Consider the following 15,590-nt stretch of genomic DNA (forward strand, 5'->3'; position numbering starts at 1 on the left):
GACGGTGTCGGGGCCGCGGGGGCGGGTGCCGCCGGGGTCGGGGCAGCCGGTGCCGGTGCGGGCGCCGCTGCGGCCGCGGCCGAGGCCGGGCTCGGTGCGGACGGCTTGCGGCCACCGGGCTTGGCGCCCGAACCGGGAGACGGTGCGGGGGTCGCCGTGCCGGCCGAGGCCGTCCCGTTCTGGGCCGAGCCGTTCGAGGCCGCGGGCGCGCCGGAGGCGGCCGGGAACGACTCACGCAGTCGACGCGCGACCGGTGCCTCGACGGTGGATGACGCTGATTTGACGAATTCGCCCTGCTCGCTCAATCGAGCCAGGACTTGTTTGCTCGTGACGCCGAGTTCTTTTGCCAACTCGTGCACGCGGGCCTTGCCTGCCACTGCTCTCCTCACTGGGAGGTCGAGCGGGCTGCCCGCTGCGACCTCGGATTACGTTAGAAACGTGCTCATCGTGGGAACTTCACGGTGTGCTCATGTCTTCTGCCACCCGTTCTGCCGGGGACTCGCGTCCTCGGCTCTCGACCGGTCACCGATGTGACCGGCTCGTGCCCACGGTCGCCCTGCGACCGCCTGTACTTCGCGCTCAGGAATCTCCGCTCCCGGCCATCTCTCTCTCGAGACGGTCGGCGTCGGCGGTGAGTCCCGGCACCCTGAGCGCCGGTCCGAAGGCCTTGCGCCGCACCGCCGCCCGGATGCACTCCGGACTGTGATGCAGCCAGGCACCACGCCCCGGCATGGTTGAGGTGCGGTCGATCGTCACGACCGGCGCACCCTGCTCGACTGCTGCCACGACCCGCACGAGATCTGCGGCCGCGGCTCGCGTCCGACATCCGATGCACGTTCGCACGGGACCGGTGGTCGTCAGCGCTTTTTCTACCATCGGAGAGTCTACCGCCCGCCGCAAATCGCCGACGCCGCGACGCCGAGCCGGGGTGTCGGCCCTCAGGGTCGGTCCGCCGAACCCGCCGCCTCGGCCGCGACCTCGGCATCGGACCGGATGTCGATGCGCCATCCGGTCAGTCGGGCGGCCAGGCGGGCGTTCTGCCCCTCTTTGCCGATGGCCAGCGACAGTTGGTAGTCGGGGACGACGACACGGGCGGCCTTGGCCACCGGATCGACCACGGTCACCGACACCACCTTCGACGGCGACAGCGCGTTGCCGACGAACACCGCCGGGTCGGTGTCGAAGTCGATGATGTCGATCTTCTCGTCGCCCAGTTCCCGCATCACGTTGCGCACCCGCTGACCCATCGGGCCGATGCAGGCACCCTTGGCGTTGAGGCCGGCGACGCCGGTGTGGACGGCGATCTTCGACCGGTGGCCGGCCTCGCGTGCGACCGCGACGATCTCGACCGAACCGTCCTCGATCTCGGGCACCTCGAGGGAGAAGAGCTTCCGTACGAGGTTGGGATGGGTGCGCGAGAGGGTGATCTGCGGACCGCGGGCGCCACGGGCGACGCCGACGACGTAGCACTTGATGCGGTCGCCGTGCTTGTAGGTCTCGCCGGGCACCTGCTCGGCCGAGGGCATGACGCCCTCGGTGCCGGTGGCCTCGCTGCCGATCCGGACGATCACCATGCCGCGGGCATTGGCCCGGGAGTCCTGCTGGACCACGCCGCCGACGATCTGCCCCTCGTGCGCCACGTAGTCGCCGAAGTTCTTCTCGTTCTCCGCGTCACGCAGACGCTGCAAGATGACCTGGCGGGCGGTCGTCGCGGCGATGCGGCCGAAACCCTCGGGGGTGTCGTCCCATTCGGAGATCAGTTGGTCGTTCTCGTCGCGGGTCTGCGCCATCACCCGCACCGCGCCGGTCTTGCGGTTCACGTCGATCCGCGCGTGCTGGGCGAAGCCCTCGGTGTGGCGGTAGGCGGTGATCAGCGCGGTCTCGATGGCGGTGATCACCGTGTCGATCGAGATCCCCTTGTCGGACTCGATCATCCGCAGTGCGGCGATGTCGATGTTCATGCGTGTCCTCTCGTGGCGTCGGGCGCCTGCACGGAGTCGGAGGGTGGGTCGGTGGCGGTGTGCGGGTCGGTGTCGCGGGGGGATTCCTCCCACACCGCGACGGGGGCACGGGAGTCGGTCTCCTCGGGCAGGCCGCACAGATGGCGTTCGTCGCGCGTGGCACGGCCGAAGTCGACCTGCACCACGGCCTTCGCGACCTCGGCGACCGACAGGGTCCGGACGGTACTGCGACCGCGCTCGGTGACGACGACGTCGACGGTCGACTCGTCGTCCCCGAGCCGACCGACACGACCGGCGATCGCGTTCCCGTCGACGAGGTCGACGACGACCTTGCGACCCTGCGCGCGGCGCCAGTGCCGGGGCCTGGTCAGCGGACGGTCGACCCCGGGCGTGGTGACCTCGAGGGTGTAGCGCAGTGCGCCCAGCACGGGCGGATCGGCCGCGTCGAGAACCTCGGAGACGGCGCGACTGAGGTCGGCGAGGAGATCGAGGTCGCCGCCCTGCTCGGAGTCGACGGTCACCCTGACCACACTGCGATCGCCGGAACGGTGCACGGTCACGTCGTCGAGCTCGAAGCCCGCGTCACCGACGACCGGGGAGATCATGACGCTGATCGCCTGGCTGTCATCCGCCATGGGCGCCTCCTCGTCTGAAGTTGTCGCGCAGGGTGCTGCGCGTCGTGGCCGCCGTGGGCGACCGTGGTGCGAGTGGTGAGTTTACCCCGCCGACGGGGGTGCTCCGGTCCACGCCGGACGGGCGTGAGGACCCCGACAGGCGACACGGCCGACAGCCGCGCCGTCGGTCGGCACCGGGAACCGACTGGCAGTATGAACGCCTGTGACCGTCCTCCACCCCGCCCTCCTCACCCGGTCCGTCCTGACGCGGCGGGGCCTCCTGCGCAACACCGCGGTGGTGTCGACCGGTGTGGTTCTCGGTGCCGCGGGGCTCGCCGCCTGCGGCGACAGCGCCGAGGTGACCGAGGACATGCGCATCGCACAGCAGTTGCAACCGCTCTCGATCGCGGCCTCGGTCGATGCGGCGGCGGCGACCGCACTCGCCGCCCGGGCACCCGACCGTGCTGCCGCCCTCACGGTGATCGCGGCCGAGCGCCAGACCCACGCCACGCTGATCAACGACGAGATCGCACGGCTTTCCCCCGACGTCGCACGGCCCAGTTCGACCTCCGGGGTGGTCGCCGATCCGTCACCGGTCGCGACGACGGGCGGCGCGGCCGCACCGACATCCTCCGCGCCATCGGTGGCCGACGCGGCGGCCGCGGTGGCGACCGTCGACGATCTGCGTGCACGCCTGAGCGACGCCCGGTCGACCGCAGCGGGTCTCGCCGTCGCCGGGCAGGGCTACCGCGCCGGGATGCTCGGTTCGGTCGCCGCGGCACTGACCGCCGAGATCGAGGTGCAGCTCGCATGAGTGAGGCCACCGACGCCCTCGGCGCCGCGGTCGAGGCGGAGAACGCCGCCGTCTTCGTCTACGGGGTGGCCGTGGCCTACGCGGCCGCGTCCCGCCGCGACACCATCGCCGACTACACCGCCGAACACCGTTCGCGGCGCGACGAACTCGAACGCCTCATGATCGCGGCGAAGGCCGCCGCGCCGCTGCCGGCCGCGGGGTACGTCCCACCCGTCTCGATCACCGACCCGGTGACCGCCATTCAGGCGGTCCTCGCCGCCGAACAGGACTGCGCCCGCGCCTACCGTTCGCTGCTCGAACGCGCCGACGACCGGTCGCAGCGACAGGCCGGCGTCGATGCGCTCAGCGACTCCGCGCGACGGGCCGCGAACTGGCGTCTGGTGCTGCGGATCTCGCCGGCGACGGTCGCGTCACCGGGCACCCAGAGCTGACCGCACGTCGGCGACGGGGACCTCGCTGACCTCGCCGGTCGCACGGACGCGCACCTCCACGAGGCCGTCGACGAATCCGCGACCGACGACCACGATGTAGGGCGTGCCGAGCAGTTCGGCGTCTTTGAACTTGACCCCGGGTGAGGCCTTGCGGTCGTCGAGCAGCACCTCACGTCCCCAGGAGTCGAGGTCGGCGGCCAGCTCGTGGGCACCGGCGACGATGGCCTGGTCCTTCGCGTTCGCGATGACGACGTGGACGTCGAACGGCGCCACCGACTCCGGCCAGCACAGACCCTTCTCGTCGTGAGTCTGCTCGGCGATGACGGCGACCAGCCGCGACACCCCGACGCCGTAGGAGCCCTGGATGAGGCGGACGGGCTTGCCGTTCTCGCCGAGCACGTCGACCTCGAAGGCGTCGGTGTACTTCTGCCCGAGGGAGAAGATGTGCCCGATCTCGATGCCGCGCGCCGACACCAGCGTGCCGGTCCCGTCGGGTGACGGGTCGCCGTCGCGGATGGCGGCGGCCTCGACCGTGCCGTCGGCGACGAAGTCCCGCCCGGCGACCAGGCCGACGACGTGCTGGCCCTTCTCGTCGGCACCGGTGATCCAGCTCGTCCCGTCGACGACGCGGGGGTCGACCAGGTAGCGGACCCCGTGGGCGATCAGGCCGCGCGGACCGATGTAGCCCTTCACCAGGAACGGGTTGGCGACGAAGTCGGCCTCGTCGAGCAGTTCGACGGTCGAGGGCTCGAACGACGCCTCGAGACGCTTCATGTCGACCTCGCGGTCGCCGGGGACGCCGACGCCGACGATCTCGGGTTCCTTGCCCGGCACGCCGACCTTCACCATCACGTTCTTCAGGGTGTCGGCGGCGGTCACGGGTCGGTCGAGGGTGGCGTTCGCCCAGTCGACGAGGGTCGCGATGGTCGGGGTGGAACCGGTCTCGTACACCGTCGCCTCGGGCTGGCCCTCGATCGGGATCGCCGGCGGGCTGGGGGTGACGACGGCCTCGACGTTGGCGGCGTATCCCGACTCCGGTGAGCGGACGTAGGTGTCCTCACCCACCTCGCTCTCGGCGAGGAACTCCTCCGACGCGCTACCGCCCATGGCGCCGGAGGTGGCCGCGACGATGACGTAGCGGACGCCGAGACGGGCGAAGATCGCCTGGTAGGCCTCGCGGTGGGCGTCGTAGGAGGCCTTGGTGCCCGCCTCGTCGAGATCGAAGGAGTAGGAGTCCTTCATCACGAACTCGCGGCCGCGCAGGATCCCGGCGCGGGGTCGTTCCTCGTCGCGGTACTTCGTCTGGATCTGATAGAGCGTGACGGGCAGATCCTTGTAGGACGAGTACTCCCCCTTCACCAGCTGCGCGAAGAGTTCCTCATGTGTGGGGCCCAGCAGCATGTCCGCGCCGCGACGGTCCTTCAGCCGGAACAGCGCGTCGCCGTACTCGGTCCACCGACCTGTCGTCTCGTACGGCTCCCGCGGCAGCAGCGCGGGCAGCGAGATCTCCTGCGCACCGATGCGGTTCATCTCCTCGCGGACGACGTTCTCGACCCGGCGCAGCACCCGCAGACCCAGTGGCAGCCAGCTGTACACGCCGGGCGCGACGCGCCGCACGTATCCGGCGCGCACGAGCAGCTTGTGGCTCGGCACCTCCGCATCGGCGGGGTCGTCGCGCAGGGTGCGCAGGAACAGGGTCGACATACGGGTGATCACGGGGAGTCAGCCTAGTTGCTCGCCGGACCGCCGGCGTCGGCCGCTAGCGTGGTCGATCGTGCTCATCATCCTGCCGCCGTCGGAGACCAAGTCCGACGGAGGGCGTGGCGCCCCTCTCGATCTCGGCGCCCTGTCGTTCCCCGCGTTGACCCCCGTCCGGCAGCGCCTGGCCGACGCCCTGGTCGATCTCGCCCACGACCCCGAGGCAAGTGCCGTCGCGTTGGGGCTCGGTCGCACCCAGCTCGACGAGGTCGCGCGCAACGCCACGCTGTTCACCTCACCGACCCGCCCGGCGATCGAGCGCTACACCGGCGTCCTCTACGACGCCCTCGACGTCGGAGGGCTCACCCGCGCATCGACGACGAAGGCACGCGACCGGCTCGCGGTCGGGTCGGCGCTGTTCGGCGTGGTCCGCGCGGGCGACCCGATCCCCGCCTACCGACTCTCGGCGGCGTCGCGACTGCCGGGTCTGGGGACACTGGCGTCGCAGTGGAAGCCGGACCTGTCCGCCGCGCTGGAGGAGCTCGACACCGACCTCGTGATCGATCTGCGGTCGGGGGGCTATCGGGCGCTGGGCCCGGTCCCCGGGTCGATCGAGGTGACCGTCCTGACCGAGAACGCCGACGGGTCACGCAGCGTGGTCAGTCATTTCAACAAGCACCACAAGGGTGTGATGGCGCGGACGCTCGTCTCCACCCGCCGAATGGTGCGTGACATCTCGTCGCTGGCGTCGGTGGTCGCCGACGGGGGGCAACGCACTGAGATCGCCTCCGACCGCGAACTGATCATCCTCACCGACTGACCCGTGGGGGTCGGCGGCGGTCATCGGAGTCAGGCGGTGGTCTCGACCGGGCCGCCCTCGTTGGCGGCCTTCTGCGCCAACTGTCCCTCCGCGACCTCGTCGACGGTGAACCGCATGAAGAGCACCACCAGGCCGGTGAGCACGGCGATCGCCGACGCACAGACGAACGCGAGGCCGTAACCGTTGGCCAGGGCGTCGAGCTGGGAGGGGTTCATGTCCACGACGGGCGCGGTGGTCCCGCCCAGCGACAGGGTCCGCGAGGTGACGATGGCGCCGACGATGACCAGACCGATACCGCCGCCGAGGTTCTGACCGACCTGCACCATGGCGGTGACCGGACCGACCTCGTTGACACCGACGCCTGCGACCGCGGCGAGGGTGAGCGGGATCGACGCGACACCGACGCCGAAGCCGATCACGATGACCGGGACGAAGATCGACGGGAAGTAGCTCGGCGACGAGGTCGCGATGCTCGCCGCGTAGAGGCAGCCACCGAGGATGCAGGCGCCGCCCACGACGACGATCCACCGGCACTGCACCCGCTGCGCGAGCCGCGACGCGAGGAACGCACCGACGCCGAGGCCGTACGCGAACGGCACGACGGCCAGGCCGCTCTGCAGCGGCGTGTAGGTGATGATCCCCTGCAGGAACAGGGCGATGTAGACCGCCATCGTCATGAGGATCGCGCCCGACAGCAGGATCGACACCAGCGCGGCGACACGACTGAGGTTGCGGAACAGGGAGAACGGGAGGATGGGGTTCTCGGCCCGGCGTTCGACGAAGACGAACGCGATCCAGGCCGCGATCGCGAGGACGGCCGGGATCAGCACGATCGGTCGTACCCATCCCCCGGGACCCTCGTTGACGGCGAACACCAGCAGCGAGGCACCCGCGGTCGCGAGGACGGCGCCGGGGACGTCGAGGGCGAGGCGGCTGCCCTGTGACTCGGCGAGGAACGCGACGGCCCCGACGACGACGAGCAGGCCGATGGGGACGTTGATGAGGAAGACCAGTCGCCACGACACCTCGGTGAGCGCACCGCCCACGATGAGTCCGGCGACCGATCCGATACCGCTCATCGCGGCGTACACCGCGAAGGCTCGGCTCCGGGGTTTACCGGGCGCGTAGGTGGTGGTCACCAACGCCATCGCGGTCGGTGCGGCGACGGCCGCCGATGCGCCCTGCAGGGCACGACCCACCACGAGGCTCGCCTCGTCCCACGCGAGGCCGCAGAGCAGCGAGGTGAGGGTGAAGGCGGCGACGCCGAAGACGAACATCTTGCGGCGCCCGAAGGTGTCGCCGAGGCGTCCGCCGAGCAACATGAGACCGCCGAAGGCGATGACGTAGGCGGTGATGATCCAGTTGCCGCTGGACTCGCTCAGTCCGAGCGCGTCACGGATACGGGGCAGGGCGAGGGCCGCGACGGTGCCGTCGAGGACCACCAGCAGCTGCATGCCACCGAGGACGAAGATGGGCCAGCCGAACACACGGGATTGCCCGACGCTCGGCGCACGGGTCGTCGAATCGGCGGTCATGACCTCCGACGCTACCGGTCGTCGGTCGTGGCGCGGAAATCCGAGCGCGCCGGGTGCGGCCGGGCAGGGGTCAGACGCCGACGCGCCCCAGCGTCCCGCTCGCGGCGTCGAAGGCCGCGACCTCACCGACGACCACGATCGCCGGCGGTCGTACCGACTGACCGCGGGCGTCGTCGGCGACGGCGGCGAGAGTGGAGGTGAGACGCCGCTGCCCCGGCATGGAGCCCTGTTCGATCACCGCGACGGGGGTCTGCGGGTCGCGTCCGCCGGTGATCAGCGCCTCGGTGAACTGCTCGAGGCGTTCGACGGCCATCATCAGCACCAGGGTGCCCTTGAGCCGCCCCAGCGCCGACCAGTCGACGAGCGACTCGGGGTGTCCGGGCGGCAGATGCCCGGACACGACGACCACCTCGTGGGTGACCCCGCGATGGGTCACCGGGATGCCCGCGGCGGCCGGCGCGGCGATGGCGCTGGTGATGCCGGGCACAACCGTCACCGGGATGCCTGCTTGCACACATGCGGCGAGTTCCTCGAAGCCGCGTCCGTAGACGTAGGGGTCGCCGCCCTTGAGACGGACGACGAACTTGCCGGCGCGGGCGTTGTCGACGAGGGCGTCGTTGATCGCCTCCTGCTTCATGGCCCGCCCGTAGGGCACCTTGGCCGCGTCGATGATCTCGACCCACGGGGCGAGTTCGGCCAACAGGGCGGGCGGGGCGAGGCGGTCGGCGACGACGACGTCGGCCGCGGCGAGCAGTCGGCGCCCGCGCACGGTGATGAGCTCGGGGTCGCCGGGTCCCCCGCCTACCAGCGCGACCCCCGCGGGGTGACTGCCCTGCGAGGGCGTGCCGAGCGAGCCGTCGAGCAGTCCCTGCGCGATCTCCGAACGGATACGTGCTGACCGTCGGTGATCACCCGAGGCCAGGACCCCGATATTGAGGCGGTCGTGCTGGACCGAGGCCGGGGTGACCGCCGTGCCGTGGCGGGCGTCGTCGGCGCGGACACAGAAGATGTGGCGTTCCTCGGCCTCGGCGACGACCTCGGCGTTCACCTGCGGGTCGTCGGTGCAGGCCAGGGCGTACCAGGCGCCGGCGAGATCGCCGGGGCGGTAGGCCCGGGTGGTGACGGTGATGCCGGGGAACGACTCCACCGTCGGCGTGGGGTCGAGGGCGATGACGTGGATGTCGGCGCCGCTCGCGGCGAGGGTGCCCAGGCGTCGCGACACGACCGATCCCCCGCCGATGAGGACGACCCGGCGGCCACGCAGATCGAGCCCGACGAGGTAGTGCTCCTCGTCGGGGTGCGCGTCGCGCCCCGTCACGTCAGGGACTGATCCAGGCATGGCAGAACCGTACCGACGTCGCCGGCGTGACGGTCCTCACCCTCGGCCGCCGCGGCGGCGGCCGCGATGAGTCGCGCCACCGAGTCGGGGGCGCCCGCGGGGTGGGTGTGCAGGTACGACGCGTGCACCGAGCCGCAGGCCACCCCGTCGCGGCACGCGACACCGGCCTTGCGCCAGGCCCACGCGTGGTCGATCGGTCCGATCGCCTCGACGGTGCTGCGGTGGAATTCGTGTCCGGTGATGCGGTCGCCGGCGGCGAAGAGCATCGAGTCGGACACCGCGACCGCGTCGCGATAGCCGAGGGTGAGAGTGGGTCCGAAGTGCCCACGCACGTCGACCACACCGGCCATGGTGTGTCCGTCGAGATCCTGTGCGAGATAGAGCAATCCGGCGCACTCGGCGTGGACGGGGCGTCCGGAGCGCGCGTGTGCGGCGACGTCGGCGAGCATCGGCGTGTTCGCGGCCAGCGCGTGGACGTGCTCCTCGGGGAAGCCGCCGCCGATGATGAGGGCGTCGGTGCCCGGCGGCAGCCGGTCGTGCATCGGGTCGACGGTGACGACCTCGGCCCCCGCCGCGGTGAGCATCTCGGTGTGTTCGGCGTAGCCGAAGGTGAAGGCGGCTCCGCCGGCGACGGCGACACGCACCGGCCGGGTCGGCGTTGACAGGCGCAGGCGCTCGCGGGCACCGGCGATCTCGTCGTCGGCCGACCAGGGGGTGGCAGGTCGGGGCGAACGGGCCCGGGCCGCGGCGACGACGGCGGCCAGGTCGGCGGTGGCCGCGACGAGTTCGGTCATGGCCGCCACGGCCGTCTGCGCGGCACCGCCGTGTTCGGCGGCGGGGATGAGTCCGAGGTGGCGGGAGGGCACGACGAGTTCCGGTGCGCGGCGCAGCACCGCGAACACCGGCAGTCCGACCCGGTCGCACGCCTGTCGCAGGACGTGCTCGTGACGCGGTGACCCGACGCGGTTGAGGATGACGCCGCAGATGTCGACGTCCGGGTCGAAACTGCGCAGCCCGTGCAGGATGGCGGCGAGGGTCTGGCTGTGTCCCGAGGCGTCGATGACGAGGACGACCGGGGCACCGAGCAGGGCCGCGACGTGGGCCGTCGATCCATGGGCGTGGCCCTCGGGCATCGCCCCGCCGGCGTCGGTGTCGTCGGCGATGCGGCCGTCGAACAGGCCCATGACGCCCTCGATGACCGCGATGTCGGCCCCGCGGGAGCCGGCGGCGAACAGGCCGGGGACGCGGTGGGCGCCGACGAGATTCGGGTCGAGGTTGCGTCCGGGGCGTCCGGCCGCGACGGCGTGGTAGCCGGGGTCGATGAAATCGGGACCCACCTTGAACGGCGCGACCCGGTGGCCCGCACGGGTGAGGGCACCGATGAGTCCGGTGGCGACGGTGGTCTTGCCGCTACCCGACGACGGTGCGGCGACGACGATTGCGGGGATCACCATTCGATGCCCCGCTGTCCCTTGCGACCGGCGTCCATGGGGTGCTTTGTCTTGGTCATGTCGGTGACGAGGTCGGCGGCGTCGACCAGTGCCTCCGGCGCGCGACGCCCGGTGATCACGACGTGTTGCTTGCCGGGGCGCTCGCGCAGCACCTCGAGGACCTCCTCGAGGTCGATCCATCCCCAGCCCAGCGGGTAGGTGAACTCGTCGAGGACGTAGAAATCGTGGGTCTCGGCGCGCAGTCGTCGGGCGATCTCGGTCCACCCGGCGCGGGCCTGGTCGGCGTGGTCGGCCTCGGCCTGGTCGCCGTGGCGGATCCACGACCAGCCCGACCCCATCTTGTGCCATTCGACGGGTCCGCCCTGGCCGGTGCGGGCGTGCACCTCACCGAGAGCGGTCATGGCGGTCTCCTCGCCGACCTTCCATTTCGCGTTCTTGACGAACTGGAACACGCCGATGTCCATGCCCGCGTTCCAGGCGCGCATCGCCATCCCGAAGGCGGCCGTCGACTTGCCCTTGCCGTCGCCGGTGTGGACCGCGAGCAGCGCGGTGTTACGACGTTGACGCGTGGTCAGACCGTCGTCGGGCACGACGGCGGGGACTCCCTGTGGCACGCGGGCGCTCCTCTCACGGGTGGTCGGATCTGTCGGGCGGTCGGACCGGTCGCGGCGTCAGGCGGCCCGGCGCACGGCTCCGGCGACCGCGTCGGCGGTGACGTCGTCGACGGTGACGTGGGTGGCATCGAGGTGAACGGCAAGCGTACGCGCCAGTCCGAGCCGGACGATGCCCTGCTCGCAGTCGACGACCACCGAGTTCACGCCCCGACGGCGCAGTCGGTCGGCGGCGGCCGCGGCGCGGCCGGTCGCGTCGGGACCGCTGGTGGCCCGGCCGTCGGTGAGCACGACGAGCAGCGGACGGCGTCGCGGATCGGTGTGCCGGGCGCGGTCGATGAGCACGGCGGCCTCGGTGAGGCCCTCGGCGAGCGGTGTGCGTCCGCCGGTGCGTACACCGCTCAGCCCCCGCAGGGCGATGCTCACCGATCGGGTCGGCGGGACAACCACCTGTGCCGACGATCCGCGCAGGACCACCACGGCGACACGGTCGCGTCGTTGGTAGGAGTCGCGCAGCAGCGCCGCGCAGGCGCCGCTGACCGCGTCGAGGCGGCGGCGCGCGGTCATCGATCCGGAGAGGTCCACCGCGAACACGACGAGGTTGCCCTCGCGTCCGACGCGGACCGCGCCGCGGAGGTCGTCGGCGGTGATGGAGAGGCCGCCGGTCGTGAGGCGGTCGTCGTCGCGGTGACGACCGGCCGCGGCGAGGACGGTCGCGGTGAGGTGCACACCGGAGTGCAGCGTCTCGGTCGCGCCGATGGTCTGGCCGCGTCGGCTCCGTGCGGGTGAGCGCCGACCCGGGTCACCGTGGCCGACACCGGCGACCCGCATCATGCGGGTGACCCCCGCGCGCAGTGTGCCGCGGCGGTCGTCGACGGACAGGTCGATCGGGGTCGGCGCCGATCCTGTGGAGTCCGGTCCCGACGAGGCCGGGGTCGGTTCGCGAGGGGCGGCCGACGGTTCGGGTGCGTCGGCGGGTGGCCCGGCCAGGTGGTCGGGCGTGGGACCGTCGACGGCCGACGGCGCGTCGTCGGACGGTCGTCCCGAGGGTGGTGGCGATCCTCCCGGGGGCGGCGACCCCGGTCCCCCGTCGGGATCGGTGTCGGGGTCGGGATCGCCGTCGGGCGAACCGCCGGACGCATCCGACGGCGCACGATCGGTCTGCTCGGCGGCGGTGTCCATCGCCGCGTCGAGGTCGTCGCGGCTCATGTCGGTGTCGTCGAACGGGTCGCGCCGACGTCGGTGCGGCAGAGCGAGTTCCACCGCGACGCGCACGTCGGTCTCGTCGACGGCGGCCGCACCGCGCCAGGCGGCATGGGCGCGGGCGGTGCGGGCCACGACGATGTCGCCGCGCAGTCCGTCGACGTCGAGGTGAGTACAGACCGCGGCGATGCGCCGCATCTCCTTCGTGGGCACCGACACCGACTCGACCGCGGCGCGCGCGGAGGCGATGGCCGCCGCGGTCTCGACGTCGCGCTCGGCCCAACGCGCGGCGAACCCGGCGGGGTCGGCGTCGTAGTCCATGCGGCGGGTGATGACCTCGACGCGCTCGTCGACGTCGCGGGGTGCGGTCACCGCGACGGTGAGCCCGAACCGGTCGAGCAGCTGGGGTCGCAGCTCGCCCTCCTCGGGGTTCATCGTCCCGACGAGCACGAACCGTGCGTCGTAGCTGTGCGACACCGAGTCCCGCTCGACGGTGACCCGTCCCATCGCCGCCGCGTCGAGCAACAGGTCGACGAGGTGGTCGGCGAGCAGGTTCACCTCGTCGATGTAGAGCACGCCGCCGTCGGCGGACGAGAGCAGGCCGGGGGTGAACGCGGCGTCGCCGTCGCGCAGGATGCGCGCCACGTCGAGGGACCCCACCACCCGGTCGTCGGTGGCGCCGATCGGCAGCTCCACCACCCGTCCGGTGGTGTTCGTCACGGGGTCGGCCGGGAGCAGCGGCGCCAGGGCACGCACGATCGTCGACTTGGCCGTTCCCTTCTCACCGCGCAGCAGGACCCCGCCGATGCCGGGCGAGATGGCGCACAGGATCAGTGCAAGCTTCAGCGACTCCTGGCCCACCACCGCGCTGAACGGGAAGGGTGCTCGCAGCGGTTCGGGGGCACCGTGGGGTCCGGTGGTGCGGTGACGATCGGGATCCGGGTGGGATCGAGAGGTCACGACGGCTGCCAGGGCTCCCCGCCACCGCGGCGCATCGGCACGTGCGGGATGCCGTCGAGCAGGTACTCCTCGCCCTCGGGCGCGAAGCCGTGCTTGGCGTACATGTCGACGAGGTAGGTCTGCGCGTGGATGCGACACGCGTGCGAACCGACCTCGGCGAGCGCGGTGCGCAGCAGACGGGTGGTGTGGCCCTGGCCGCGGTGCGCGCGGTCGGTGCACAGGCGACCGATCCGGAACGACTTGCCGTCCTCGTGCTCCTCGAGCAGACGCAGGGTGCAGACGACCTCGCCGTCCTCCTCGAGCCAGAGGTGTCGGGTGTCGGTGTCGAGATCGAGCCCGTCGAGTTCGGGGTACGGGCACGACTGCTCCACCACGAACACGTCGACGCGCAGTTTCAGGATCTTGTAGAAGGTGGCGATGTCCAGGTCGAGAGCCCAGCTGCGGTGCAGGGACGCGGTGGCAGTCATGTGGTCGTGACTATCACACCGACGTGGGGGCCGCCACGCGGCGGTCGGTGCCCGCGACGGGTTGCTCGGCCGGTGTGGACGACAGTTCGAGCACCTTCGACGTCCAGTCCCAGACCTCGCGGAACAGCGACGGCGTCGTGTTCAACTTCTGCCCGAACGACGGGATCATGTCGGTCAACGCGGGCTTCCAGCTCTCGAAGTGGCGCGGGAAGCACCGCTCGAGGACGTCGAGCATCGCGGGCACGGCGGTCGACGCACCGGGTGAGGCGCCCAGCAGACCGGCCATGGTGCCGTCGGCGGAGTTGACGACCGCGGTGCCGAACTCGAGCGCCCCGTTCATGGGGCCCTTCTTGCGGATGACCTGTACGCGCTGCCCGGCGGTGATCAGCTCCCAGTCGCCGCCCACCGCGCGGGGGACGAACTCCTGCAACGTCTTGACCCGATCGGCAGGGCCGGCCGCGAGCTCGCTGATGAGGTACTTGAGGAGTCCGAACTCCTTCGGCGCGATGCTGGCGATCGGGAACGCGTTGAACGGTGTGATCGACGTCAGCAGGTCGAGGTTCGACCCCTCCTTGAGGAACTTCGGCGACCATCCCGCGTACGGCCCGAACAGCAGCCCCGGCTTGTGGTTGATGACGCGGGTGTCGAGGTGGGGCACCGACATCGGCGGTGCACCGACCGCGGCGCGGCCGTAGACCTTCGCCTGGTGCTCGTCGATCAGTTCGGGGTTGGTGCAGCGGAAGAACGCGCCCGAGACGGGGAACCCGCCGAACTGCCGCGCCTCCTTGATGCCGGACTTCTGCAGCAGGTGCAGGGCACCGCCACCGGCGCCGACGAACACGAACCCGGCATGGATCTTCTGCTTGCGCTTGGTGCGCAGGTTGACGACCTTGACGATCCAGCTGCCGTCGGACTGCTTGTCGAGGTCGGTCACGGCGTGGCCGAAGTTGACCGAACCGCCCTCGGCGACCGAGTTGAGCAGCTTCTGGGTCAGCGCGCCGAAGTCGACGTCGGTGCCGTTCTCGTACCAGTTGAGCGCGACCGGGTCGGCGAAGTCCCGACCCTCCGACATCAGCGGGAGCTTCTTCGCGAACAGCGCGTCGTCGTCGATGTACTCCATGTCGGCGAACAGCGTCTGGCTCGCGAGGGCGTCGTACCGCTTGCGCAGGTAGTCGACGCCGTCCTCGCCGTGACAGAAGCTCACGTGCGGGATGGGGTTGATGAACTCCGAGGGGGTGTCGAGGATCCCCTTCTCGATGGCGTGGGCCCAGAACTGGCGCGACACCTGGAACTGCTCGTTGATGGTGATCGCCTTGGAGATGTCGACACTGCCGTCGGCGGCCTGCGGGGTGTAGTTGAGCTCACACAGCGCCGAGTGTCCGGTGCCAGCGTTGTTCCACGGGTCGCTGCTCTCCGCGGCGGCGGCGTCGAGGCGCTCGAACACCGAGATCGACCAGTCGGGCTGGAGTTGCCGGATCAGTGCGCCCAGCGTGGCGCTCATGATCCCGGCCCCGATGAGCACGACGTCGGTCTTGGTCGTATCTGGGTTGTCGTGTGTGTTCTTGTCGCCGGCCACGTCCTGCTCAACTCCCTTGTCGTCGACCGCTTCTACCGGTCGGCAGGTTGAATGATTCCATTCTCCCTCATCAGGGTGCCCTGGGATAAGCCGGTGTGGGAAAACCCACC

Annotated in this window: 15 protein-coding genes; 3 read left to right on the forward strand and 12 right to left on the reverse strand. The window is 71.2% G+C overall.

Features of this window, described 5'->3' with window-relative positions:
• The 4 genes from ACQ7HM_RS19950 to rimP form a co-directional block, all read right to left on the reverse strand.
• Positions 1–377 (reverse strand): translation initiation factor IF-2 N-terminal domain-containing protein (locus ACQ7HM_RS19950; protein WP_434217994.1); only part of this gene is annotated, 377 nt, incomplete at its 3' end.
• A 202-nt stretch (positions 378–579) separates the two neighbouring features.
• Entirely contained in the window at positions 580–876 is a 297-nt protein-coding gene (locus tag ACQ7HM_RS19955) for a YlxR family protein (RefSeq protein ID WP_434217995.1), read from the reverse strand.
• 62 nt (positions 877–938) lie between these two features.
• Positions 939–1,961: a transcription termination factor NusA gene (gene nusA, locus ACQ7HM_RS19960; protein ID WP_434217996.1), complete on the reverse strand. Its 1,023-nt coding sequence runs from the start codon at positions 1,959–1,961 to the stop codon at positions 939–941.
• Positions 1,958–2,596, reverse strand: coding sequence for a ribosome maturation factor RimP (rimP, locus tag ACQ7HM_RS19965; protein WP_434217997.1), 639 nt, complete (start codon positions 2,594–2,596; stop codon positions 1,958–1,960). The genes nusA and rimP overlap by 4 nt, the downstream gene beginning before the upstream one ends.
• 202 nt (positions 2,597–2,798) lie before the next feature.
• On the opposite strand from rimP, the gene ACQ7HM_RS19970 reads away from it, so the two are divergent.
• Positions 2,799–3,389: a hypothetical protein gene (locus tag ACQ7HM_RS19970; protein ID WP_434217998.1), complete on the forward strand. Its 591-nt coding sequence runs from the start codon at positions 2,799–2,801 to the stop codon at positions 3,387–3,389.
• Complete coding sequence (locus tag ACQ7HM_RS19975) at positions 3,386–3,820, forward strand: DUF4439 domain-containing protein (RefSeq protein WP_434217999.1); 435 nt, start codon at positions 3,386–3,388, stop codon at positions 3,818–3,820. Before ACQ7HM_RS19970 ends, ACQ7HM_RS19975 begins: the two co-directional genes overlap by 4 nt.
• Here ACQ7HM_RS19975 and ACQ7HM_RS19980 read toward each other — a convergent pair.
• Positions 3,800–5,524 carry a proline--tRNA ligase gene (locus ACQ7HM_RS19980; RefSeq protein WP_434218142.1) on the reverse strand — a complete coding sequence of 575 codons (1,725 nt, stop codon included), beginning with the start codon at positions 5,522–5,524 and terminating at the stop codon, positions 3,800–3,802. The two genes, ACQ7HM_RS19975 and ACQ7HM_RS19980, sit on opposite strands and share 21 nt — an antisense overlap.
• 70 nt (positions 5,525–5,594) lie before the next feature.
• On the opposite strand from ACQ7HM_RS19980, the gene yaaA reads away from it, so the two are divergent.
• On the forward strand, positions 5,595–6,338 hold the full coding sequence (gene yaaA / locus ACQ7HM_RS19985) for a peroxide stress protein YaaA (RefSeq protein WP_434218000.1): 744 nt from the start codon (positions 5,595–5,597) through the stop codon (positions 6,336–6,338).
• A 29-nt stretch (positions 6,339–6,367) separates the two neighbouring features.
• Here yaaA and ACQ7HM_RS19990 read toward each other — a convergent pair whose 3' ends face one another.
• From ACQ7HM_RS19990 to mqo, 7 genes are all read right to left on the reverse strand, one after another.
• Positions 6,368–7,873, reverse strand: a complete 1,506-nt coding sequence (locus tag ACQ7HM_RS19990; RefSeq protein WP_434218001.1) for an MFS transporter — start codon at positions 7,871–7,873, stop codon at positions 6,368–6,370.
• 70 nt (positions 7,874–7,943) lie between these two features.
• Positions 7,944–9,212, reverse strand: coding sequence for a uroporphyrinogen-III C-methyltransferase (cobA, locus tag ACQ7HM_RS19995; RefSeq protein ID WP_434218002.1), 1,269 nt, complete (start codon positions 9,210–9,212; stop codon positions 7,944–7,946).
• Positions 9,188–10,666: a cobyrinate a,c-diamide synthase gene (locus ACQ7HM_RS20000; RefSeq protein ID WP_434218003.1), complete on the reverse strand. Its 1,479-nt coding sequence runs from the start codon at positions 10,664–10,666 to the stop codon at positions 9,188–9,190. Before ACQ7HM_RS20000 ends, cobA begins: the two co-directional genes overlap by 25 nt.
• Positions 10,660–11,277 carry a cob(I)yrinic acid a,c-diamide adenosyltransferase gene (gene cobO, locus ACQ7HM_RS20005; protein WP_434218004.1) on the reverse strand — a complete coding sequence of 206 codons (618 nt, stop codon included), beginning with the start codon at positions 11,275–11,277 and terminating at the stop codon, positions 10,660–10,662. Before cobO ends, ACQ7HM_RS20000 begins: the two co-directional genes overlap by 7 nt.
• Positions 11,278–11,334: 57 nt before the next feature.
• A complete protein-coding gene (locus tag ACQ7HM_RS20010; protein WP_434218005.1) occupies positions 11,335–13,437 on the reverse strand; it encodes a VWA domain-containing protein in 2,103 nt (700 codons plus the stop codon).
• Positions 13,434–13,904: a GNAT family N-acetyltransferase gene (locus ACQ7HM_RS20015; protein WP_045822466.1), complete on the reverse strand. Its 471-nt coding sequence runs from the start codon at positions 13,902–13,904 to the stop codon at positions 13,434–13,436. Before ACQ7HM_RS20015 ends, ACQ7HM_RS20010 begins: the two co-directional genes overlap by 4 nt.
• Before the next feature lie 13 nt (positions 13,905–13,917).
• Positions 13,918–15,480, reverse strand: coding sequence for a malate dehydrogenase (quinone) (gene mqo / locus ACQ7HM_RS20020; protein WP_434218006.1), 1,563 nt, complete (start codon positions 15,478–15,480; stop codon positions 13,918–13,920).
• Between the last annotated feature and the right edge of the window lie 110 nt (positions 15,481–15,590).

It is taken from the genome of Williamsia sp. MIQD14, from assembly GCF_051025635.1.
Lineage (GTDB): Bacteria > Actinomycetota > Actinomycetes > Mycobacteriales > Mycobacteriaceae > Williamsia_A.

Bases quoted from the DNA above. Each gene is read 5' to 3' on its own strand.
- ACQ7HM_RS19980 (WP_434218142.1), bottom strand. From the start codon at position 5,524: ATGTCGACCCTGTTCCTGCGCACCCTGCGCGACGACCCCGCCGATGCG.
- ACQ7HM_RS19955 (WP_434217995.1), bottom strand. From the start codon at position 876: ATGGTAGAAAAAGCGCTGACGACCACCGGTCCCGTGCGAACGTGCATC.
- ACQ7HM_RS20015 (WP_045822466.1), bottom strand. From the start codon at position 13,904: ATGACTGCCACCGCGTCCCTGCACCGCAGCTGGGCTCTCGACCTGGAC.
- rimP (WP_434217997.1), bottom strand. From the start codon at position 2,596: ATGGCGGATGACAGCCAGGCGATCAGCGTCATGATCTCCCCGGTCGTC.
- ACQ7HM_RS19975 (WP_434217999.1), top strand. From the start codon at position 3,386: ATGAGTGAGGCCACCGACGCCCTCGGCGCCGCGGTCGAGGCGGAGAAC.
- nusA (WP_434217996.1), bottom strand. From the start codon at position 1,961: ATGAACATCGACATCGCCGCACTGCGGATGATCGAGTCCGACAAGGGG.
- ACQ7HM_RS20000 (WP_434218003.1), bottom strand. From the start codon at position 10,666: ATGGTGATCCCCGCAATCGTCGTCGCCGCACCGTCGTCGGGTAGCGGC.
- cobA (WP_434218002.1), bottom strand. From the start codon at position 9,212: ATGCCTGGATCAGTCCCTGACGTGACGGGGCGCGACGCGCACCCCGAC.
- ACQ7HM_RS19990 (WP_434218001.1), bottom strand. From the start codon at position 7,873: ATGACCGCCGATTCGACGACCCGTGCGCCGAGCGTCGGGCAATCCCGT.